The organism is Paenibacillus kribbensis (genome assembly GCF_001705305.1).
GTDB classification, from domain to species: Bacteria; Bacillota; Bacilli; order Paenibacillales; family Paenibacillaceae; genus Paenibacillus; species Paenibacillus kribbensis_B.
The window spans coordinates 96,223-119,047 of record NZ_MCBP01000010.1 but is presented as its reverse complement, the minus strand read 5'-3'; the positions used below and the strand labels follow the sequence as shown (position 1 = coordinate 119,047).

24 protein-coding genes and 1 riboswitch are annotated in these 22,825 nt (G+C 42.8%); of the genes, 20 read left to right on the top strand and 4 right to left on the bottom strand.

Annotated elements, in window-relative coordinates; all coding sequences use genetic code 11:
- The first annotated feature begins 9 nt into the window (after positions 1–9).
- On the top strand, positions 10–1,263 hold the full coding sequence (locus BAZ21_RS18145) for an MFS transporter (protein ID WP_068503756.1): 1,254 nt from the start codon (positions 10–12) through the stop codon (positions 1,261–1,263).
- A 71-nt stretch (positions 1,264–1,334) separates the two neighbouring features.
- Here BAZ21_RS18145 and BAZ21_RS18140 read toward each other — a convergent pair whose 3' ends face one another.
- Entirely contained in the window at positions 1,335–2,573 is a 1,239-nt protein-coding gene (locus BAZ21_RS18140) for an NAD(P)/FAD-dependent oxidoreductase (protein ID WP_068503754.1), read from the bottom strand.
- 114 nt (positions 2,574–2,687) lie between these two features.
- Here BAZ21_RS18140 and BAZ21_RS18135 point away from each other — a divergent pair, with 114 nt between their 5' ends.
- From BAZ21_RS18135 to BAZ21_RS18080, 13 genes are all read left to right on the top strand, one after another.
- Entirely contained in the window at positions 2,688–2,924 is a 237-nt protein-coding gene (locus tag BAZ21_RS18135) for a hypothetical protein (protein WP_007429544.1), read from the top strand.
- A 33-nt stretch (positions 2,925–2,957) separates the two neighbouring features.
- On the top strand, positions 2,958–3,344 hold the full coding sequence (locus BAZ21_RS18130) for a spore coat protein (protein WP_068503752.1): 387 nt from the start codon (positions 2,958–2,960) through the stop codon (positions 3,342–3,344).
- Positions 3,345–3,475: 131 nt separating this feature from the next.
- Complete coding sequence (locus BAZ21_RS18125; RefSeq protein ID WP_010349225.1) at positions 3,476–3,976, top strand: Lrp/AsnC family transcriptional regulator; 501 nt, start codon at positions 3,476–3,478, stop codon at positions 3,974–3,976.
- 12 nt (positions 3,977–3,988) lie between these two features.
- A complete protein-coding gene (locus tag BAZ21_RS18120) occupies positions 3,989–5,200 on the top strand; it encodes an aminotransferase class I/II-fold pyridoxal phosphate-dependent enzyme (RefSeq protein WP_068503749.1) in 1,212 nt (403 codons plus the stop codon).
- Positions 5,201–5,315: 115 nt separating this feature from the next.
- Entirely contained in the window at positions 5,316–5,522 is a 207-nt protein-coding gene (locus BAZ21_RS18115; protein WP_068503747.1) for an aspartyl-phosphate phosphatase Spo0E family protein, read from the top strand.
- A gap of 101 nt (positions 5,523–5,623) precedes the next feature.
- Positions 5,624–6,193, top strand: a complete 570-nt coding sequence (locus BAZ21_RS18110; protein WP_068503745.1) for a hypothetical protein — start codon at positions 5,624–5,626, stop codon at positions 6,191–6,193.
- An 18-nt stretch (positions 6,194–6,211) separates the two neighbouring features.
- A complete protein-coding gene (locus BAZ21_RS18105; protein WP_068503743.1) occupies positions 6,212–6,775 on the top strand; it encodes a cob(I)yrinic acid a,c-diamide adenosyltransferase in 564 nt (187 codons plus the stop codon).
- A 21-nt stretch (positions 6,776–6,796) separates the two neighbouring features.
- Positions 6,797–7,753, top strand: a complete 957-nt coding sequence (locus BAZ21_RS18100; RefSeq protein ID WP_068503741.1) for an RluA family pseudouridine synthase — start codon at positions 6,797–6,799, stop codon at positions 7,751–7,753.
- 48 nt (positions 7,754–7,801) lie between these two features.
- The gene (locus BAZ21_RS18095; RefSeq protein WP_068503739.1) at positions 7,802–8,167 is read left to right on the top strand and encodes an arsenate reductase family protein; all 366 of its coding nucleotides are present in this window, start codon (positions 7,802–7,804) and stop codon (positions 8,165–8,167) included.
- A gap of 69 nt (positions 8,168–8,236) precedes the next feature.
- Positions 8,237–9,133, top strand: a complete 897-nt coding sequence (locus BAZ21_RS18090) for a 5'-3' exonuclease (protein ID WP_007429553.1) — start codon at positions 8,237–8,239, stop codon at positions 9,131–9,133.
- 17 nt (positions 9,134–9,150) lie between these two features.
- Positions 9,151–9,288, top strand: a complete 138-nt coding sequence (locus BAZ21_RS29070) for a hypothetical protein (protein WP_176718170.1) — start codon at positions 9,151–9,153, stop codon at positions 9,286–9,288.
- Between the two features lie 18 nt (positions 9,289–9,306).
- Complete coding sequence (locus BAZ21_RS18085) at positions 9,307–10,185, top strand: ROK family protein (RefSeq protein ID WP_068503734.1); 879 nt, start codon at positions 9,307–9,309, stop codon at positions 10,183–10,185.
- A 166-nt stretch (positions 10,186–10,351) separates the two neighbouring features.
- Positions 10,352–11,359, top strand: coding sequence for an HRDC domain-containing protein (locus tag BAZ21_RS18080; RefSeq protein ID WP_068503731.1), 1,008 nt, complete (start codon positions 10,352–10,354; stop codon positions 11,357–11,359).
- Between the two features lie 148 nt (positions 11,360–11,507).
- On the opposite strand, the gene corA is transcribed toward BAZ21_RS18080, so the two are convergent.
- The 3 genes from corA to BAZ21_RS18065 form a co-directional block, all read right to left on the bottom strand.
- Entirely contained in the window at positions 11,508–12,443 is a 936-nt protein-coding gene (corA, locus tag BAZ21_RS18075) for a magnesium/cobalt transporter CorA (protein ID WP_068503728.1), read from the bottom strand.
- Between the two features lie 634 nt (positions 12,444–13,077).
- A complete protein-coding gene (locus BAZ21_RS18070; RefSeq protein WP_068503726.1) occupies positions 13,078–14,295 on the bottom strand; it encodes a tyrosine-type recombinase/integrase in 1,218 nt (405 codons plus the stop codon).
- Positions 14,296–15,353: 1,058 nt separating this feature from the next.
- The gene (locus tag BAZ21_RS18065; RefSeq protein WP_014280407.1) at positions 15,354–16,250 is read right to left on the bottom strand and encodes an alpha/beta fold hydrolase; all 897 of its coding nucleotides are present in this window, start codon (positions 16,248–16,250) and stop codon (positions 15,354–15,356) included.
- Positions 16,251–16,455: 205 nt separating this feature from the next.
- On the opposite strand from BAZ21_RS18065, the gene BAZ21_RS18060 reads away from it, so the two are divergent.
- The 6 genes from BAZ21_RS18060 to metA all read left to right on the top strand — a co-directional run bounded on the left by BAZ21_RS18060 (position 16,456) and on the right by metA (position 22,731).
- Positions 16,456–17,349 carry a LysR family transcriptional regulator gene (locus BAZ21_RS18060; RefSeq protein ID WP_068503724.1) on the top strand — a complete coding sequence of 298 codons (894 nt, stop codon included), beginning with the start codon at positions 16,456–16,458 and terminating at the stop codon, positions 17,347–17,349.
- A 724-nt stretch (positions 17,350–18,073) separates the two neighbouring features.
- Positions 18,074–18,346 carry a hypothetical protein gene (locus tag BAZ21_RS18055; RefSeq protein ID WP_068503722.1) on the top strand — a complete coding sequence of 91 codons (273 nt, stop codon included), beginning with the start codon at positions 18,074–18,076 and terminating at the stop codon, positions 18,344–18,346.
- 61 nt (positions 18,347–18,407) lie between these two features.
- Positions 18,408–19,534, top strand: a protein-coding gene (locus BAZ21_RS18045; protein ID WP_141694998.1) for an IS3 family transposase whose coding sequence is annotated in 2 segments (ribosomal slippage) — positions 18,408–18,657 and positions 18,657–19,534 — 1,128 coding nt in all. Because the reading frame shifts where the segments join, the coding sequence is not laid out codon by codon here.
- A gap of 62 nt (positions 19,535–19,596) precedes the next feature.
- Positions 19,597–20,187, top strand: a complete 591-nt coding sequence (locus BAZ21_RS18040) for a hypothetical protein (protein ID WP_141694997.1) — start codon at positions 19,597–19,599, stop codon at positions 20,185–20,187.
- Positions 20,188–21,056: 869 nt separating this feature from the next.
- Positions 21,057–21,362: a helix-turn-helix domain-containing protein gene (locus tag BAZ21_RS18035; RefSeq protein ID WP_256021718.1), complete on the top strand. Its 306-nt coding sequence runs from the start codon at positions 21,057–21,059 to the stop codon at positions 21,360–21,362.
- Positions 21,363–21,571: 209 nt separating this feature from the next.
- A riboswitch (SAM riboswitch) is annotated at positions 21,572–21,698 on the top strand.
- Positions 21,699–21,813: 115 nt separating this feature from the next.
- A complete protein-coding gene (metA, locus tag BAZ21_RS18030; RefSeq protein WP_068503716.1) occupies positions 21,814–22,731 on the top strand; it encodes a homoserine O-acetyltransferase MetA in 918 nt (305 codons plus the stop codon).
- The last annotated feature ends 94 nt before the right edge of the window (positions 22,732–22,825 follow it).

The following is a 22,825-nucleotide window of genomic DNA, read 5'->3' as shown; positions in this document are numbered from 1 at the left end:
GGAACTGCATTGAAATCAAACCTAAACGGACAATCCATTCTGCTGCTAAGCCTGAATGGATTGTTTGTGTTTGCAGCAGCTTTGTCCGGCACTTTTCTTAACGTGTATTTGTGGAAAAGCAGACAGGATTATGCAATGATTGGTTGGTTTAATGTCAGCCAGCAAATTGCACTTGGAATTATGGTCTGGGTGGCTGGGAAATGGGTCAAGGAACATAACAAAATGAATGCTCTGCGCGTAGGGACCGCCATGTCCGGCTTATTTTATTTGGTCGTATTATATACGGGACCGCAGGCTGTGAACTACATATGGCCGCTCGGGATGTTGTTGGGGGCAGCGTTGGGTTTATTCTGGCTGGCGTTTAATGTGATTTTTTTTGAAGTCACAGACCAGGTAAGCCGTGATCATTTTAACGGCTGGGTGGGTTTGCTGGGCTCATTTTCTGGCATTGTGGGTCCTTGGTTGTCCGGCTGGATTATTGCCCGAATGGAGGATGATGCCGGTTATCGCGTGATCTTCAGCATTTCCCTGGCATTTTATGTCGTGGGGGTGGTGCTGAGTTTCTTTCTACGTAAGCGCAAAACGACAGGAAAATACAATTGGAAGGAGCCCAAGCAGCGATTGTCACAAAAAGGGAGTATGTGGCGTCCGTTGTCGTTATCCCTTGTTGCACAGGGCATCCGTGAAGGTGTTTTTGCCTTCCTGATTACACTGCTTGTGTATGTAGTAACGCAGCAGGAGTGGAAGCTGGCACAGTTTTCACTTATTACGTCAGGTGTTTCGTTTTTCAGCTTTTGGGCTGTTGGCAAATGGCTCAAACCACACTATCGCTCTGCTGGTATGCTTTTGGGTGCCGTGCTGCTGGTGATTGTGCTTTTACCATTATTGTGGCACATGGGATATAGCACGCTACTGATCATGGGGATAGGCACCGCCTTGTTCATGCCTCTGTATTTAATTCCCATGATTTCTGCAAGCTTTGATCTAATGGGAACGAGCAAAGGAGATGCCAATCAGAGAGTGGAACTTGTTGTACTGCGTGAGCTATGCCTCATGGTCGGCCGATTGACTGGAACGCTCATTTTTTTGGGTGTGTTAAGTATTAGCAAGGCCCCTGCTGCGATGATCTGGTTGTTAATTGGACTAGCATTAATGCCGGTGGCTGGATGGTTCTTCATGCGAAATGTGCTAAAAATGGAGCAAAACACAAAGCGGAACACATCTCATTCCAATGCACGACGCTGGCACAAGCAAACCGAATAGTCTGAAAAGGCAATTAAAAAACCTCCAGATCCACTTTAGATGTGGCAGGAGGTTTTTCGCGGTACATATGATTAGACCACTGGCTTCGTTGTTTCGGGCGATGGACTGGTGGTGCGGGTTAGTGAAAAAAGCTCCAGTTCAGGTCGCTGTGTGCCTGTCAGTTCATCAGCCAATAGCTGTGCGGCCATCATACTGGTAACCGTCCCATTTCCCCCGTACCCCTCTACAAAGTAGCAGTTCGGGAAACGCGGATGCGGACCAATATAGGGCAGTCCGTCATGAGAGGAGCCGAACACGGCAGCCCATGCATAATCAATCTGAAAAGGCACATCGGGAAAATGCTCCTGTAACGCTTGTAACAGCTTTTTCTGTTGGTACAGCAGCCTGATTTCACGCTGGTTCGAATCCAGCACAGGCTCATCCAAACCACCGATAATGATACGTCCATCTTGTGTTGAGCGTATGTACAGATAGGGCCGTGCAGTTTCCCAGATCAGACACTGTTCGTGCCACAAGGATGAATTTTCTACCGGATTGGTGACGATAGCATAAGAGCTTTCCAGTACGGCACCGCGATCCACTTTAATCTCCTGTGTTTCATAACCTGTTGCAAAAATGACTTTTTTCGCCCGGATGGTCCCACCGCTGGTATAACAAACGACCTCATCCTCGCCGAATTCAAAATGCTTGGCTTCCGTATGCTCATACAAGCGCACACCAAGACGATTCGCGGATTGCAACAGTCCTTTGGCAAAACGAAATGGATTAACCTCGGCATCTTCGTGGGTGTACAGTGCTGCCGGCCTTCGAAAAGGAAACCGGGCAGCCACCTGCTGCTCATCCCAGTATTCCACCGGGAAACCAAATCGGGTTAGCTGCTTGTATTCTTCCTGTAGCACCTGCACATCCTCCGGTGTACTTGCATAGTACAGGCTGCTGCGTCGAATAAAGAAAGGATCGATATCCAGCGTAGTCGCCAGCTTTTCTAACTGATCCAGAGCATCCTTGCACATCCGGTAAAACAGCACGCCGTTAGTCTCACCAAGCGTATGTATAAAAGAGGTTAATGTCTTGTCATTACTATATTGCAGCAGCCCGGTATTCGCCGAAGAACTTCCATGAGCCAGCTTGCGCTTGTCGATAAGTACTGTATTCACCTGTCGTTCTCCCAACAGCCGAGCGCAGAGCGACCCGCTCATTCCGCCTCCGATAATCAGCACGTCACAATCCAACTCCTCTGTCAAAGGCGGAAAGTCCAGCGGCTGCTCCAACGTACTCGGCCAATAGGTATTCCCACTAATCAGATCCATATCATAGAACTCCTTATAGGCAATATGTAGTATCTCATATATGTCGTACATAGTATTTCGCGAAACGGACAAGATAACCAGCGTGCAACAAAACATTTTAAGGAGGCACAGACTATGCAATCTATGAACATGCAACCTTTGACTGGCAAAGAGCTGGAGTACATCGTGGACTCCATTTCTAACGAAGAACTTTTGCTCAAGCAATGTGCGGCGACAGCAGCGTCTATTCAGCAGCCAGCCATTCAACAAGTCTGCTTGCAGTTCGCGAGAACGCACGAACACCACATGAACCTGCTCTTAAATGCCCTTCAACAGCACCAACAGCTTGCTCCTATGCAACCGCAGCAGTAATTCAGCACTCACCAATAAAGGAGGTATGACAGGATGTATCCACAGAACAATATGTCATTTATGCCCGTAGAAGATTTGCTCTATACCATTCTTGCTGATTTGAAACGTACAGTTGGGGAGTATACAACGGCGACTACCGAATCCAATTGTTCATCTGTACGCCAGATGTTCACTGACCTTACGAACGATACATTGCGCGCGCAAGGCGATCTGTATCGTCTGATGAGTCAGAACAATATGTACTCCATCACGTGCAAGGCGCTGCGCGCCGATGTGGATAAACAAATTCAAGAAGCTCGCAAGACTCAACAGGAATGCCAACAGTTCATTCAGCAAAAATCGTCCTCTGCAGGAGGATATGGTCAGCCTATGCATCAACAGGGACAGCCTTCTCATCAACACAACCCTTATTATATGTAAAACGGGTTAGCAATTTCCCATAACAGCCGTCCGTCTGCCGGGTTTACCGGGGCGGACGGTTTTTCTTTGCAGGTTTAAAGTACGTATTGTATGATGTATAGTAATCTCTTTTGATGGAGGCCTTATGTAGAATGACAGAACTTGATGATTTGAAATTAAAAGTATTGGAATTGTTAAAAGAAGATGCAAGAAGAACACCGACTTTGCTGGCTACTTTGCTGGGAGTTGACGAGCAGGATGTGCGTAAATCAATTAAAGAGCTTGAAGACCAGCATGTGATTGTCAAGTACGCCGCTGTGGTCAATTGGGATAAAGTCGATGACGAGAAGGTTACTGCTTTGATCGAAGTACAGATTACACCTGAGCGTGGAAGAGGCTTTGAAGGCATTGCCGAACGGATCTATTTGTATCCGCAAGTGAAATCGGTTTATCTCATGTCCGGGGCATACGACTTGCTGGTGGAAGTTGAAGGCCGTAACCTCCGTGAGGTCGCTAATTTTGTGTCTGAAAAGCTGTCACCTATTGACTCCGTATTGTCCACCAAGACCAATTTTACACTAAAAAAATACAAGCAGGACGGAATTATCTTTGAGGACCATCAGGAAGATAATCGTCTGATGATTTCGCCGTAAAGGAAGATCATGATGAATCTCAAATCAGAAGTATTTACCGATAGCAACAAAGCCATGAGTTCCTATTTGTCCCCACTGGTACGCGAAATCCCGTCTTCGGGTATTCGTAAGTTTTTTGATTTGGTGGGGAGCAACAAGGATATTATTACCCTTGGGGTAGGTGAACCGGATTTCACCACCCCTTGGCATATGCGGGAAGCCTGCGTCTATTCGTTGGAGCGAGGCTTTACCAGCTATACGTCCAACGCGGGAACACCTGAATTGCGTGAAGCAATTAGTGAATATCTGAATGAGCAATTTGATGTCCGTTATGACCCGAAAAAGGAAATTATTGTGACGGTTGGTGGCAGCGAGGCGATTGATCTTGCCTTGCGTGCGTTAATCGTACCCGGCGACGAAATTCTCGTCCCTGAGCCGTGCTATATTTCATATTCTCCAATCACTTCGATTGGGGGCGGAATTCCGGTAGGCATCGAAACGTTTGCCAAGGATGAATTCAAACTGACCGCTGAGGCACTGGAGGCTAAAATTACACCTAAATCCAAGGTGCTGATTTTATGCTATCCGAGCAATCCGACCGGAGCTACGATGACTTATGAAGATTGGCTTCCGATTGCCGAACTCGTGGAAAAGCATGATTTAATCGTTATTTCGGATGAAATTTATGCCGAACTGAATTATGGCGATAAGCACGTCAGCTTTGCTTCTGTGCCGGGTATGATGGATCGTACGATTCTCGTTAGTGGTTTTTCCAAAGCCTTTGCCATGACAGGCTGGCGTATTGGATATACATGCGGGCATCCCGACCTGATTGCTGCTATGCTCAAAATCCATCAGTACACCGTCATGTGTGCGCCCTCCATGGGGCAAGTTGCGGCCCTGGAAGGCTTGCGGAATGGTTTGGGCGAGAAGGACCGGATGGTGGAAGCCTATAATCAGCGTCGCCGTCTGATGGTGGAGGGATTCCGGGACATTGGTCTGGAATGTCACGAGCCGCGGGGGGCCTTCTACGTTTTCCCTAGTATTCAAAGCACGGGACTCAGCTCGGATGAATTTGCACAGCGCCTTTTGACTGAGGCGAAGGTTGCGGCTGTGCCGGGGAATGTGTTCGGTTTGGGAGGCGAAGGTTACCTTCGCTGCTCATATGCGACTTCTGTCGGTCAGCTGACGGAAGCCCTGGATCGGATCGGCCATTTTGTAGAAAAAGTAAAAAAAGAAGGTTAAAATTATTTTTTTATGGTTAAAAAATAAAAAATAGTCTTTTATTTCTAAATTTATATGTTATAATTTGAAATCGAAAGCAGGAAGTTCAATTTTTCAAATTGCAGGAGGAATGCTCATGTCATATGTTGGATATCAATCGTCGCGTTCAATAGGATACGACATTTCTCTGGAAGATGAAATTTTGCTTCTGCGCAATGAGATGATGCGGACGTTTCAGGAAGAGCAGTCCTTCACCTCTGATCTTGTTATCGAGATCAGCTGCAAGCTCGATTTGAAAATCAATGAATACATGAAGCTGAATGGTACGGAGTGCAAGGTGTGACCGTGTGCAGCCAGCTGAACGTACGAGGAAGGCCGCAGGGCCTTCTTTTTTTGCGTTCACAACTTATGATATATTAGTGGCATGGAAGAGGGGGCGCACAGATGAGAGCAGGGATAAAATGGCTGTCACCATGGATTATCGGAATGCTGGCACTCGTACTATTGGCCGGATGTGGTGAACGGGACAAGGACAGCTTTTCCATTTTTATTATGGATAAAGGGGATGCTTCAGTCGTTCGTGATGAGCTGACACAAAAGCTTAAGGATAAGCTGGGCGGGCAGGCTCCCAATATCGAAATTTCAGTCAGCCCGCTGTACAACCAGCAGAAACTGGTCGTTGAGTATGCGGCTGGGGAGCATGATCTGTTTCTTTTACCGGAAGAGGATATGAAGCTGTATGGACAGAATGGCTCGAATCTTCCGTTAGACGATGCCTTTGACAAAAAAACGTATGCTCGGGGTGTGTTCGAGGGGGGCGTATTTGAGAAGAAGGGGCAGGGGGAAGAAGGCACAGATGTGATCAAGGAAACTCATTTATACGGGATTCCTGTGGATCAGATGAAGATGTTCAAGGACTTAAAATATAACTCAAAAACATTATTTGCTACCGTGCCTCCGCGTACAAGCAATAAGGAAGAGGCTATCAAGGTGCTGAAAGCACTCACGGAATGATAAGGGGGATGGAGTACGATGGGGATTTATACGAGAACAGGTGATGAGGGACAAACTTCGGTGATCGGCGGTCGGGTGTCCAAGGATGATGACCGTGTGGAGGCATACGGCACAATCGACGAGCTGAACAGCTTTGTAGGACAAGCCATCAGCTTTGCCGAAGGAGAAAGGTTTGCGGATATCCGGACCCAATTGGAGGAAATACAGCAGGAGCTGTTTGATTGCGGCTCGGATTTGGCATTTGTCAAAATCAATGAAAGCAAATATAAGGTGAAGGACGGGCTGGCAGAGCGGCTGGAAGGCTGGATTGATGCATGTCAGGAGGAAAATCCGAAGGTGGAGCGGTTTATTATACCGGGGGGCAGCACATTGTCTTCTACGCTACATGTTTGCCGTACAGTGTGTCGCCGTGCGGAACGCCGTGCTGTCACACTGGGGAAGCACACGGAAATTAATCCTGCGGTACGTCGGTATTTGAACCGTCTTTCCGATTATTTCTTTGTCGTGGCCCGCACAGCGAATGTGCGTCAGGGCGTACCCGATGTCGAATATGTGCGGAGTAAAAAAGTGTTCCGCAAATAAGGAGGCAACCGGGCATTTGTGATGGACTTGTACTATGAACCTATCGTGTATTTGATCCCTCCTGAAGAGGAGGGCATGCTGTTGAAGACGATTTTGCAGAAAAGAATGAACATTTCGCGGAAGCTGATATCCAAACTCAAGCTAACAGAGCAAGGGATCATGCTGAACGGGACACGAGTGTACATCAGCGTAAAAGTAAAGGCTGGGGATCGGGTGGAAATTCGCATGGAGCGCGAGCGTTCCGATGATATTTTACCCGAACCCATTCCTTTTGACATTTTGTATGAGGATGAGCATCTGTTGGTCGTAAACAAGGCGGCGGGAATCATTGTTCATCCGACACATGGACATTACACAGGCACCTTGGCTAACGGAGTTGTGCATTATTGGCAGTCCAAAGGAGAGATGTTCCGGTTCCGTCCTGTTCATCGTCTCGATCAGGAGACGACGGGTGTGCTCGTTGTGGCTAAAAATCCGTATGTACACCAGCATATTTCGGAGCAGATGATTGCGGGAACGGTGGATAAGCGCTACACAGCTCTGGTGCACGGGCGTCCTGGGCAACAGGAAGGAAGGGTGGATGGGCCGATTGACCGCAATCCGGATGATCCGCATTTGAGAATGGTGACTCCGAGTGGTTATCCTGCTTTGACGCTGTATAAGCTGGAGAAAGCATGGAACGAAGGGAGCCGTATGGGGCTAAAATTGGAATCCGGGCGCACCCACCAAATTCGTGTGCATATGACATATATCGGTTGCCCGTTGATCGGAGACAAAATGTACCGGGCTATACCCGATGACACAGCGCGTCGTGAGCAATATGAGCAGCTTGATGCCCGGATGCCCAGACAAGCGCTGCATGCCTCGGAGCTGTCCTTGGTACACCCTGTGACAGGGGAGCCACTGACGTTCTATGCTCCTCTACCGGATGATATGGCCCAAATGCAGGAGCTGCTGAGAATGCAAGGGCGTTCGTAATCAAATCTACAATCAGTGATTGAAACAAAATGGAGGATTAACCTAACGATGAGCCAGCTGAAAATATACCAGTATTCCAAATGCAGCACCTGCCGTAATGCAGTAAAATGGCTGCAAAACAAAGGATATGAGACGGAACTGATTCCTATTTTTGAGCAACCGCCCGGACCGGAGGAGCTGGAGGATTTGATCCGTAAAAGCGGACTGGAGCTCAAGAAATTTTTCAATACGAGCGGTGAGGCATACAAGGAGTTAAAATTGAAGGACAAGCTTGGAGATATGAGCCGTGAAGAGCAAATTTCACTTCTGTCCTCGAATGGAAGATTGATCAAGCGTCCCATCGTAACAGACGGGAACAAAGTCACGATAGGCTTCAAAGAGGAAACATTTGAGGAGACATGGGGGGCTCAATAACGCCCAATTCCGCTCCGCGATATGGTATACTGTTGGGGTTAAATAATATGAATGGGAGCAATACAATCTGTGACACAACGTAATGAACAATCCATAATGCTGGTTGACGGCATGGCTCTGCTATTCCGCGCTTATTATGCAACTGCCGCAAACGGATATATTCGTCGCACAAAAGCTGGAGTACCAACAAACGCCATATATGGTTTTATTCGATATTTTTGGGATGCTGTCCAAACGTTTAATCCCACCCATGTTATTTGCTGCTGGGACATGGGTGGAACGACTTTTCGCGGGGAGCATTTTGCTGCGTATAAGGGAAACCGAGCTGACGCACCGGATGATTTGGTTCCCCAGTTTACATTGATACGAGAAGTGACGGACAGCCTTGGCATTCCCAACATTGGAGCTGAAGGCTTTGAGGCGGATGATTGCATCGGTACGCTTGCACGCCATTATACGCAAAATGAGGACATGGATGTGATGATTCTCTCAGGGGATCATGATTTACTCCAACTGGTGGATGAGCGGACACGGGTCATCATTATGAAAAAAGGCCACGGCAACTATATGGTGTATACCCCGGAGACATTGTTGGCTGAAAAAGGGCTTAAGCCGCGCCAAGTGGTGGACATCAAAGGCTTAATGGGGGATGCGAGCGACAATTATCCGGGGGTACGCGGTATTGGTGAGAAAACAGCGCTCAAGCTGGTGCAGGAATACGACTCCATTGAAGGTATTCTGGAGAATCTGGATCAGTTGACGCCATCGGTGCGTAAAAAGATTGAGAGCGATCTGGATATGCTGCATCTTTCACGCAAGCTTGCTAAAATCCATTGTGATGTGCCTGTAGCGTGTGCTTTGGACAGCTGTCTGCTGACACTGGATCATGTGCAAATTGTCGACAAGTTTGAGCAGCTTGAAATGAAAAGCTTATGTACGTTGATGGGGGTTGCCACCGGATCATAGATCATAATGAGGCAGCCATGCTTCGCATTGTATATTCAGGCAAAGTACCTGTGAGGATGCTGACGTTTGGAGCGTTAGTATCCTTTGTGATCAAGGGATTGACCTTCGGCACGTTTCAGGTGAATATAGTGGAGAGGGAAACGGACAACGATTGAGAGGGGACAACAGAAGCTATGACAGTATTGGGAGCAATTGAAGCAGGCGGTACTAAATTTGTATGTGGAATCGGCAATGAACAGGGAGAGGTACTGGAGCGTGCGAGCTTTCCAACAACCACACCAGCGGAAACGATGGAGAATGTCATTTCATTTTTTGAAGGGAAGGGTATTGAAGCGCTGGGAGTAGGGTCATTTGGACCGATTGATCCTATCGAGGGCAGTGATACATATGGCTATATTACGACAACCCCCAAGCCGCATTGGGGAAATTACAATCTGATTGGCAAGCTGAAAGAGCATTTTGATGTACCGATGGGATTTGACACCGATGTGAACGGAGCCGCATTAGGTGAATCCATCTGGGGCGCAGCCAAGGGATTGGACAGCTGTCTGTATATTACGATAGGTACAGGCATCGGGGCAGGTGCTTTGGTTGGGGGTAAACTGATTCATGGATTATCACATCCAGAGATGGGGCATATTCTGGTGCGTCGTCATCCAGAGGATACTTATGAGGGTACATGCCCTTATCACGGAGATTGTCTGGAAGGACTGGCAGCGGGTCCTTCGCTCGAAAAAAGATGGAAGGTTAAGGGGCATGAACTTTCTGTTGATCACCCGGCATGGGAAATGGAAGCGTATTATCTGGCACAGGCTTTGATGAGCTATGTATTAATCCTGTCACCGCAAAAGATTATTATGGGCGGAGGCGTAATGAAACAGGAGCAGTTGTTCCCGCTCATTCGTAGCAAGCTTCAAGAGCTTTTGAACGGCTATGTACAGCATCCGAGTCTGACAACAGACATTGATCAATATATCGTAAGTCCGGGATTGGGTGACAATGCCGGATTGTGCGGTGCTCTTGCTTTGGCAAAGGAAAAGCTAAGTCGTTGAGAATTTCTGGTTGACTACACTTCAAGGTACGGTTATCATATAGGCAACAGTATAGTACGGCTCAAAAAGGGAAGCACCTTTCTTGCGAATACGCGGGATAGGTGCTTTTTTTGTGTTTTTGCGTTGTGCGGGACTGTAATCAATACGATACACAGGGAGGAAAATCATGGAGATTGTATTTTTAAATCGCTTGTCCAAACGGAATGAACATGGCGATGAGAGCTTTGCCCAGGTATGGATTGGGCAGCATGAAGGGATATGGAGTGCTGGCTGGAGTACGCACCATGGCTTGGATGAAAGCACGGATGATCTTTGGTATGAGGGCAGCTTGTGGCAGGAATTGCTGCATGTGTACCGCCATGAGCTGGCGCTCAAGATGGCTGAGGGCTACAGACCCTTGATCCATGGGGTTTTTCATGAGCAGGAAGGAGCAGCAGGACGGGGGCAATCGCTGCAAAAGCTGTACTGTTATTGCGATTTATTTCCGCGTGACGATGTATATGAGCAATTGACAATGTGGAGACGGCAAAAGGCAGCCACCGAGCGCAAAGCCCCTTATTTTATCGCTACGAATCGGCTGCTCCGACTCATTAGCGTTTATCTTCCCCATACGGAAGAGGAATTGCTGGAGCTGCCTGGTGTGGGCCAGGGCAAGATGTCTCAATATGGGAAGGAGCTACTGGCTATTACGACACAAAATGACCGGACCACATCATTTCCGCTGAATTGGGTAACCGAGACGCTGGAAGAAGAAGTTTTTTTGTCATGGATGTACAAACAAAAACAGAACCAGTACAGACAGGAGCTGAACAAATTCAGCCTGACAAAAACGATTATTGAAGGTATTTCAGACGGTCTTTCACTGGAGCACATCGGAATGAAGGCAGGCTTGCATCGTAGAGAGATGATTGAAGCTGTGGAGCATCTGGACAGGGATGGATTTGATATGGAGAAGCTAATCCGTAAGGAACTGGTGAACGTATCCAAGGAAGAGCAGGAAGCCATCTGGTCTGCCTATGAAGAGTTGGGGGATACGCTGCTCAAGCCCGTCATGCTGCAAGTGTACGGCGAGGAAAAGGCGGCAGAAACAGGGCTGGATCAAGTTTATGAGCGTCTGCGTCTAATCCGTATCCGTTTCCGCCATCAGGGGACATCAGATCGACATGTGGGATAACCTAATCAAAATCGGAAGCACCGATCATTCGCCGAAAGGTAAAATAGGTCGGTGCTTTTTGTGAGATAGGACATAGTATCAACAATAAACAAAGCAGCAGCTATATCCTGACCGGATACGGCTGCTGCTTTGGTCACTCGTTTCTTTTTCAAACCCAGTCCTTTTTGCGGAAAATAAAGAACATACTCACACCCAGCGCCACCATAACACCAATAACAATAAAATAGCCATAATGTGTATGAAGCTCAGGCATATTATCGAAGTTCATTCCATATATTCCGGTAATAACCGTCAATGGCATAAATATAGTCGTAATTGCTGTAAACACGCGCATAATATCGTTGGCACGGTTGGCAATACTGGATTGATAAGCTTCTCGAAGGTTACCCATCAAGTCGCGGTAAGTTTCGAAAGTCTCCGAAATTTTCACAGCATTTTCATAAATGTCGCTAAAATACTTTTGCAATTGATCGTCGATGAGCCGTAAATCCCGTTTATTCAAGGTATTAATGACCTCTTTTTGCGGTCCCAGCACCTTTTTCAGCCACAGTATCTCACTGCGAAGGCCGATGATCTCATTCAAATGCGACTTTTTCGTATGCATTAGAATATCTTCTTCCAGTTTTTCAATGCGAACCTCAATCCGGTCACCAACCAGAAAATAGTTATCAACAATCAAGTCAATCAACAGATACATAAAACGGTCCGGTTGACTGACTTCCTGCTCCCAAAGCAAAGGCTTAAGGATGCGAAGCTCATTGATTTTTTGCTTGGTCACCGTAATGATAAAATGACGTCCGAGGAAAATGTTCAGAGCACGTAAAAATATTTCTTCATCATCAAAACGAATACTGTTTACAACGATAAAATAATGACTTTCGTAAATTTCAATCTTCGGGCGCTGCTCTTCTTCACTCAAACAGTCCTCCACCGCAAGATCATGCATGGAGAATAAAGGCTGGAGCACTGCCAGATCATCGACATCGGCATCAATCCAATAGAAGCCTTCTGCTGGTGCAGTAAGTGCCATTTCAATTTCTTCGACAGGGGTAAAAACCCCGTTGTTTACCAAACGGATTTTCATATATGTCACTCCTTATGCTCCGTCGCAACGGAAATACGTGTACCTTAAGCATAAGGAATGGACTCAGTTAGCCAGTTAGCCGGTTCGGGTAAGCGTGCATTCCCATCAAAAACCTTCGGCTTTTGGAGCATGCAGAGCCTGGCGTCCCGTCTTTCGGCAAGCTGAAGTCATTCCTATGCTGTTGTTCAGGGATCGCCGCCTATTCGGACTCGGGTCGCCTTCCATTCCGGATTCACCTCACAAATGTTCTTTTTAGGTTGCCACAGTACCACAGAAAGCACTCAAAATTTGCACTGTTGCTCCATATTTTTGCCTAATAGCACTTGTATAGTATAACGCTCGGCCTACGGCCTTTCAAGCGCAAAATCATGGGCTAAATCAACAGTAGTGACAAGATCTTCAGCAATATGAGGGGGATGATTTAACCTATGGAAAGGGTAGACAAAATGTGAATGGAGGACACGAATTTACAAGTCCCATCTTGACGAAGCCCAGCCGATGCATTAAAGTGTTTAAAAAGAACATTGTAAACCTAAAAGAATATAGCGAAATCTTATCAAGAGCAGATAAGATGCTTTTATTATAGCCTTCTCAAAAAATCCTTATGTATCAATGGTTTTGCTTGTTATTTCGTCTAAACTTCAACTGGTTGGTCACACTTCTGGTCACGCAATTCTTGTTCAATTTCTAGTGGTTCAGTTTCTTCTTTTTTACTCAACAAACTGCTCAATCCTTGTGTTGCATCTGATTGCATATTCATAAGCAAATGTGAATAAGTGTCTAATGTAATAACTACACTACTATGCCCCAATCTTTCAGAAACTACCTTTGGATGTACACCAATGGATAACATTAATGAAGCTGATGTATGCCTGAGATCATGGAATCTAATGTGTGGTAGTTCTAATTCTTTTATCTTCCTTCGCATCATTTTTGTCAATGTGTCAGGAAATACTGGTTTACCAATGTTGGTACAACACACCAGATCATTGTCCACATACATTTCTCCAGCCAGTTCCTTTTCCAAAAGAACTCTTTCATGTTGCTTTTGTAATACCTCAATCACTTCATCTGAAACAGCAATTGGACGAACTCCTGAAGAAGTTTTTGCTCCCTGCTTAATGCCCTTCCCATCATGCTCCAATGTTTGGGTCACCATGATTATTTTATTCTGATAATCAACATTGCTCCAAGGAAGTCCAAGTATTTCACCTTGCCTCATCCCTGTGTGTATAGCTAGAAAGAAAGCAACATAATGACGACTATATTCGAAACTGCTCAAAAACTTCTGTATCTGTTCAATATTCCATATGGTCAATTTTCTTTTTGCTATTTTGGGTCGATCTACTTTTTCAGCAGGATTGTTTTTTATCAATTCATTTTTAACAGCGTAATTTAATGCGGTCACAACAATATTGTATATACGTTGAACTGTTGAATCAGAAAGAGGCTTGTTGTTCTGCGGACTCTTCTTCGTCTTTAGATAATTCACTAATCCTTTGATATCCTTCGAAGTCAACTTTCCCAATGTCTTACTTCTAAAACAGGGTTCAATGTGATTATGAATATAGGATATATATGAATCTGCGGTAAGCCGTGTCATATGTTTATTCTGAACCTTCTCTACTATCCACACATCCAACATATAATCCGTAATTTTTATTTTACTTGGTTCAATATACTCGTCCTTATTTACCTGATTCAATAAATCAGTCAATGCATCCTGAGCATCTTTCTTTTTTTTAAATCCTCGTTCTTTTTTCTGTTTTCGTGGTTCCCCTTTCTTCCCAACGTCCACAACGAAATAATATGTTCCAGTTTTCTTGTCAAGTTTTACAGATCCTATTGCCATAAGCACTCTCCTAATATTTTCTTTATTTTATTTTGGTTAATAATTAAATATATCATATTAAATTAGATGTGTAAATAATTTATTTTGATGTGAGGATAGTAAGTGAGATAAGCTCAAACGAGGCGTTAAGCCAACACAGGTGAGAGTTACGGGGATTTTGAGAGATTTCCTATTCATAACGTGAATATCAGCCTTAGAACGAACGTGAGAGCGTCTCAGGAGTATATCATTGTAAAGTGTAAGGAATCAAAAAAATTATACTCGAACGTGTGCTGATATATGGTATATTGTTCCTATTATTAAAGATTTATTTCATCATTATTCAGATTTCGAGGTGAAAAATGAATCATATAGAGTTAGTTCAACATATAGCATCTTTTCTAGCATCTGAGGTGAAATCATACGATATACCAGACATCTGTTCTAGTTACGGCTTAGACGATGGTGAATAAAGCGAGGCCTTTGCGGGTAAGTCTAAATATGTAGAACGTAGACTAAGAGGTAAAGATCAATTATTTCTAATTGATTTAGCCAAGAGAGTGGCAAAAGATTATAATTCTGTTGATTTAAATAGAATGCTAAATACGATCTCTCCAAGGGGAATATTTAATATCACACAGATAACAAGAAAAAACATCAAGAAAGCAGCTGATCAATGCATCAGCTGCTTTTGTTTCAACTTACAGGCGGGTTAGCGTAGTTACAATAACTAAATAAGATGACCGTTAAAATTAAAAGTAACATTCCGAAATAAATGGATTATCCTTGTGATCAAGTTCAATCACCCTTAATACCGTATGCACAATAAGAGCTTATTTCTGTAGACTTATTAAAGATAGCAAGTAAGCATTTGAGTTTTTTTACGTTGACATTGTATTGATGAAGGGTTTTTATATCCAGATTAGTCATCACCATGCACATGCTTATTATTCCTCAAGTGATGAAGTTTAAAGTAACATCGATAATGATCGTGTACATGCTTCCATCACAGTAGGCAGTAGAAAAACAAAATTTTTCTATGCCTATTATGATGGGAGTTTTTCTAAGAAGCCGAGCAATTAGAATGTAGTAGTATCAATCGGTTCATTGAGGTTATTCTTTTTATCATTCCTTAAGAATTGTTGAATAAGCTCACTGATCTCTTTAGCATGTGTTTCGAGAGCAAAATGCCCTGTATCAAGTAAATGGACTTCCGCAGATGGAATATCACGCTTATACGCTTCAGCTCCAGCAGGGAGGAAGGCAGGGTCATTTTTACCCCATACGGCTAAGAGTTTAGGTTGATACTTACGGAAATAAGCCTGAAAGTCAGGATAACGATCCACATTTGTTCTATAATCAAGGATCAAGTCCAGTTGGATTTCTTCAGCTTCTGGACGCGACATGAAAGCAATATCTAGAGAATACCCATCTGGTGAAACAAGGCTGGCATCAGCTCCATGTAAATACTGAAAGTTTCGAATGGTCTCAGGAGTCAAGGAATCGCGACATGCTTCACGATTTTCAGGTGTTGGAGAGTGCCAATAAGTTTCCCAGGATCCCCACTCGTCACTAAATCCCTCAATATAGGCGTTCCCATTCTGACTAATAATTGCTTGAATTCTTTCAGGATGAGCAACCGCCAAACGATAACCAACAGGTGCACCATAATCAAATACATAAAGTACATACTGTTTGAGAGACAGTGCTTCAGTAAAGCCTTCAATAACTTGGAACAGGCTGTTAAATGTGAAGTTAAATTGACTGCGCGGCGGAGTTATTGTATGACCGAACCCAGCCAGATCGGGAGCAATGACACGGTATTGTTCTGCCAGTTTAGGAATTAGGTCACGGAACATATGACTTGAAGATGGAAACCCGTGTAATAATAAAATAACTTGACCATCTTTAGGGCCGGCCTCACGATAAAAAACTTCAACATCTCCAACCTTTTGCTGATGATAACTAATCTTCATTTTGCACATCTCCTTGTGATATTTTTATTAATATTAAGATGCTCTGTAGAGTTTCTTTCTAACCAACATCACGATGGTTCTGTGAATTATGATGTTATGGTAATTGGTTTTGAACTAGGGTTATCGTATAATACAAATACATATTTGACTAACGAATAAATCAAATGTCTATTATTTCGAATTGAAATACAGAAAGGTGATCGATGTGATAAATTCATTAGAAGGTCGTTTTTTTCTGGCGTTTATTACCTCACTTGAAGAAAAAAGCTTCAGTCGAGCTGCAGATCGTTTAGGTTATGTTCAATCCACAGTAACAACTCATATCCAACAGTTGGAAAAAATTTGTAGACAAAAATTGTTTCATCGATATCCAAGAGGGATAGAACTTACGGAAGCAGGAAAAGTATTCTCCAAATATGCTTATCAGTATGTTCACTTAAGTCAATCTCTTAAAGAAAGTATGGATGAACTAGATCAGCCATGCGGAACAGTACGTATCAGAACACAAGAATCTTTCTTTCTTACACGGATGCTTCCCTTTGTTCAGGAATACACAAGAAACTATCCAAGCGTAAATTTGCGTATAGAACAAGGAGCACATCAGGATATTCTAAAAGGTGTACTAGATTATGAGTTGGATTTTGGAATTGTTCCTCAAAACCCGAGTCGCCATGATATTATTTTTTATCCAATTATAGAAGAAACGATCGTTTTTGTTGCATCTGAGGATATAGCTCAGAAAGTGAGCAATGAGGGAGTTCGGATTCTAAATGACCAACTTTTTATTAGTAGTGGCACATCTTGTTTGTATCATACGTCTGCTATAGATGTTTTGAAAAATGCCGGTATTATGGTTAAAGATGCAATAGAGTTACCTAGTCTTGAGATGATCAAACAATATGTAAGCTGTGGAAAAGGTTTTGCCTTAGTCCCTGAAATAGCGGTTAACAACGAACTAAAGACTGGGAAACTAAATATTATTCCATTTGATTCCCAAATAAGCTTTACGCATGGTTTAATAATTCATAAAAATCGTGAGTGTAGCTTTACTGCGAAAAAATTCCAATCTGAACTCATGTGTTTCTTAACAGATATATGAATAAGTAGTGTATTTATTATATAAAACTTGTTCAGTGAGAATTTCTTTTATGCTTAATTGGAGAGTAAATATAAAAGGCATGTTTTAAATTTTCTGTAACAATGCAAAAACTCAAGTCTGTATAAAACACCAATTTTACCATCCAGTTGCCCCCATATTGACGGTGACTGGATTTTTTTGTATCCAAATCGTGCGACATCGGATGGTTTGAACAGTTTGGTACGACATCGTACCTTCTGCCTGCAACACGTCAAATTGACGTTACGCTAAATCAAATCTATTCCAATTAGTCGTATTCTCAATATGCACTTTTTTTCCTATATTGGATTTTACCTTGATATAGAGAAGCAGATGGTCAAAATGTCCATCTGAAACAATGGTGATCAAAGCGCCCGACCTTTGGACGGGCGGTCTATGAAGGATGTGGCTGAGTCGATTGGAGAAAACGAGCGACATTGTGGATTGTTTTCCACGATGTAATGATGCTATACTGATACGGAAAATTTTCCTTAACGGAAAGGTCGCCAAAATTTTGGCAAAGGTTAATCTGTAACTGAAATCAACATTGGACAAAAACTTGCCCGAAGTAATTCACCAAATACAACAATCACAACTATGTGTATTGGAATAAGCATACTGATACATGGTATATTATTCCTATACAAGTTTGTATCAATCTATATATTTCTATTGGTCAGTTTTAAAACTAAAGGAGGTCACTAACTTGGATAGGCAATTAGAGAAAGGTGTAATAAATATTTTACATGCAATTGGGTATGTAGCTGGCATATTTACAATTACTGCAATGATTCTTAAATTAACTGGCTATCGCGTGAAGAGTAGCGTTTATTTGATTGACGGTAACGTTCCCGTATATGGATATAGTGTAATGAATAAGATACAGAATTACATTGTTGATCCATTACATATGATAGTAGCAGGATTAATTACAGTGATTTGTATAGGTGTAATAGTTGGATCGGCTACACTCTTCTAGACAGAAAAATTGTGGTCTAATATAGTAGACTACAGACCAACCTAGAAGGAGCAAACGGATCATGACTAAAAAAGAAAGACGTACCTTTAGCGCTGAATTTAAAGCGCAGATGGTTCAGCTATATCAAAGTGGCAAAGCACGAAAGGATATCATTCAAGAGTATGATTTGAATCCTTCATCGTTGGATAAATGGGTGAAACAGAGTTCCACATCTGGATCCTTCAAAGAGAAAGACAACCGGACTCCAGAGGAATTAGAACTGATTGAACTTCGAAAACAGAACAAGCAACTGCTCATGGAGAATGACATTTTAAAGCAAGCCGCGCTGATCATGGGACGAAAGTAAATGTCATTCGCCAGAATAAACATAAATACTCGGTATCAGCAATGTGCGACGTCCTAAAAATCCCGAGGAGCACCTACTATTATGAAGAGGGCAAGGTCGAGGCTACATCGGAGGATGAGATTTCCTCTATCGTTGTAGACATTTTTCAAACCAGTCGTCAAAACTACGGTACGCGTAAGATTAAAAAAACGTTGCACCAGCAAGGCTTTATGGTATCTAGGCGGAGAATTGGACGAATCATGAAGGAATATGGGCTGGTTTCGTCGTATACGGTCGCTCAGTACAAGCCTCATTCCACGAAATGTAATGAAGCTAAGCAAGCGAATGTATTGAACCGGAAATTTGAACAAGAGCAGGAGTTATCTGTCGTCGTAAGCGATCTGACGTACGTCCGAGTGGGTTCATATTGGAACTACGTATGCTTCTTTGTAGATCTGTTTAACCGCGAGATTATCGGCTACAGTGCAGGCCCCCACAAGGATGCCAAGCTGGTTTACCGTGCTTTGGCTTCAATTAAGGGCAACCTAAATGACATTCAGCTCTTCCATACCGACCGAGGCAATGAATTCAAGAATAAGCTCATCGACGATGCGCTGGAGGCTTTTCAGATTGAGCGTTCTTTGAGTATGAAAGGCTGCCCCTATGACAATGCCGTTGCGGAAGCTACTTTTAAAATTTTCAAAACGGAGTTTGTGAAGAAACGTCATTTTGAAAGTCTTGCTGAGCTAACCACAGAATTACATGACTATGTACACTGGTTCAACCATATTCGGATTCACGGTTCTCTGGATTACTTGAGTCCGGCTGAGTTCAAGCAGAGGCACCACAAAAAAATTGTCTAGTTTAGTGTTGACAATCCAATACATTTTTAACTTCTATATCATACATAAGAAAAGAAACGAAATTGAGTAAGCAAGAGACATTTGATTGTTTGAGGCTATTAAAGAAGCTTGGGATAATAGATTTTGAGAATGTAACGAGATGGGATCGGTTTTTAAATACTGACAAGACAATCCCTGATGATCGCATATTGCATATTGTAGCAACTGATGTTCCTAATACTACTAAAGAAACTAATGATAAAAATATTACATACGATAAACCTGTAACCGAGTCGGACTATTATATAAGTGTAGATTTAAATCTGTTTGATGTGTATAAAAGTAGAGGATTGAATCATAGTTATTATCCTGTTTATTGCTTATTGAAAAAATGGCAGAACAATATAGAAAGAAAATCGTTTATGAGCATTCAAAAGATGGCTGATTGTATAGGTTATGATAAGGATTATTTAAATAAGCTGATTCGAGAGATGAATAGACAATACATACTTTACTCAGATTATAGGAACAATGGAAAAGGATCTAAATACTTTGAGCATCATCTAATGAATACTTTGCAAGAAGAGACTGTTTTTTTGAGAGCCTATCAAGAACAGATTGAGAAGAACATAAAAAAGTGGGACAAGAAAAAGAGGACGAAAGCAAAACAATAAGTCCTACTGTTACCTGTGGAAGCTGATTTTGATTCCATTGCTTTGTTGTACATAAATTTATAGAAAATCAGTGTCAGAGCGACAAAATATCAGATTAAAAGTGTCAACTAAATGGTCATCTCTAGGCACCTCATATCATTAGACTAAAGAGTAGTAACATTATGAGGTGCTTTAGTAGGCTCATTTAGTTGACAGGTGGATAACAGAATAAGCAATGTACTTGGTCAAAATGGATTATTGTTGACTTGTCTTTAGTACATCCTTTTTCTGAATAATCTATAGAAAATCAAGATACTTCGCCTTGGATAGGGCATTTGTATTGGTAAGGGCAATACCTGTGAGTTAGAGATAAATCTATAGGGATTAGAGCGACAGAATTAATTTAGGGACTCATCTTTACGTTTTACATGTAGCCGCATAGACTTACCATAGAGGCGGTTTGTAGATTAGGTGAAAACGAAGTAGCCGACTTCTTCTACCTGTTCTATATTCTTTAATGAGGTGGTTATTATGGAAGGTAAAAATTTGTTCTTATGCTTTTACTTTTTTGCTTGTTGGGCATTATAGGGCTAATGTCTTTAATCTACGGATTCATCTGGCTAGTATTCAATGGATAGTTTATAAAATTGGCATTTGAGCAAACAAGTGAAGGTAAACAAACGAATATGCCATTGTAGCAGGTCAATTGAGTACAGATGGAGTACATAAAGAGCCAAAACAATTCATTATGACAGCATTAATGGATGATGACTATCCATCTATCCATCTATCCATATGAAGTGGTCATGGTGTTACTAGACAATTATTATTGCTTAGACGAGCTAGAAGCAATTTTAAGACGTGTTTATAGTTAGGGAATAGTCTGGTGAATGGGTAGCAAGTTAGGAAGCCTTAGAATTGAAATTGTAGTTTTTCAGCAGAAAGACAAACAAGCAGAAATTAAACAGGAGGAAGTTAATACATACATGAAAGAAGAAATGTTGAAAGCTTTAGGATCATATCCCCCACTTTTAGATGTAAATCATATTAAAGAAATACTTATGGTGGGTGAAAATGTAGCTTATCAAGAAATGAAATCGGGGAAATTTCCAGTTATGAAAGTTGGCAAACAGATACGAGTTGCCAAAGTATTCTTTGCAAAATACATAATCGAGTCCTCTTGCGGAACTGAATAATTTGTGTATAATTATGAACATGCAATCAATCATCTAGATGTTGAGCATGTTCATTTTTTATTGCTGTAGTGATCACACAGTGGTCACGAAACTCTAAAAAATAGTTAATTCTAGTTAAAACTAAATAAGGTTAATTAGCAAGTTAAACAAGGAAAACCGTTGATACAATAAGGTTTTCTGAGGTTAATTAAGGCTAATTAAAAGTCATTTTCTTATCAAGAGCAGGTGGAGGGACTAGCCCGATGATACCCGGCAACCGGCGATTCTAATCGCACGGTGCTAATTCTTGCAGGACGTGCGCTTTGTATACAAGCGTGTTGCCCTGACAGATGAGAGAGGCGCATATGGATACAAATATGACCTTTCTCTAACTGAGAAAGGTCTTTTTATTATATGCCCGGCATCTCAACATGACGATTTTCGCAAAACTTACTAACGAGGAGTGAGTTACATGCCGATTAAGATTCCAGATACACTACCTGCCAAGGAAGTGCTGGAGGGCGAAAATATTTTCGTAATGGATGAAAGCCTGGCCTATCACCAGGACATTCGTCCGTTGCGTATCGCCATTTTGAATTTGATGCCTACAAAAGAGACAACAGAAACCCAACTGTTGCGACTGGTCGGCAATACCCCGCTGCAAGTGGACGTTACATTGGTACACATGAAGTCCCATGTATCCAAAAATACATCACAAGAATATTTGAACATGTTTTATAAAACGTTTGACGAGATCAGGAACAGTCGTTTTGACGGTATGGTTATTACGGGAGCCCCGGTAGAGCAGCTTGAGTTTGAAGATGTGAACTACTGGAAGGAAATCCAGCAAATTTTTGAATGGACGAAAACGAATGTCACTTCGACCATGCATATCTGTTGGGCCTCACAGGCAGGTCTATACCATCATTTCGGGGTCCCTAAATACGGACTCGACTTCAAATGTTTTGGCGTATTTCCACACAGGGTTATTAAGCCTAAAGTGAAGCTGTTGCGCGGCTTCGATGAACTTTTTCATGCTCCTCATTCCCGGCATACGGAGGTTCGGCGGGAGGATATTGATCACATTGCCGAATTAGAGGTTTTATCCGAATCCGAGGAAGCCGGAGTGTATCTGGTCGCCACGTGTGATGGTAAACAAATTTTTGTAACTGGCCATTCCGAATATGATCCACTCTCGCTGAAATGGGAATACGATCGTGATGTGGCTAAAGGATTGGATGTTGAAGTCCCCAAAAACTATTTTCCGGACGATGACCCTAAACGCACACCGCCCTCTATCTGGCGTGCGCATGCCAATTTATTATTTTCTAATTGGCTTAACTATTATGTATACCAAGAAACACCTTACGATATCGGGCCCCAGATTTAAAAAGGGGCTTGAAATTTACCTTTCTGCAGTACCACCTTGCAGTAGCGCAGCAGTATAGTATTTGATCATCCATTTGCAGTATATGTTACAGCAT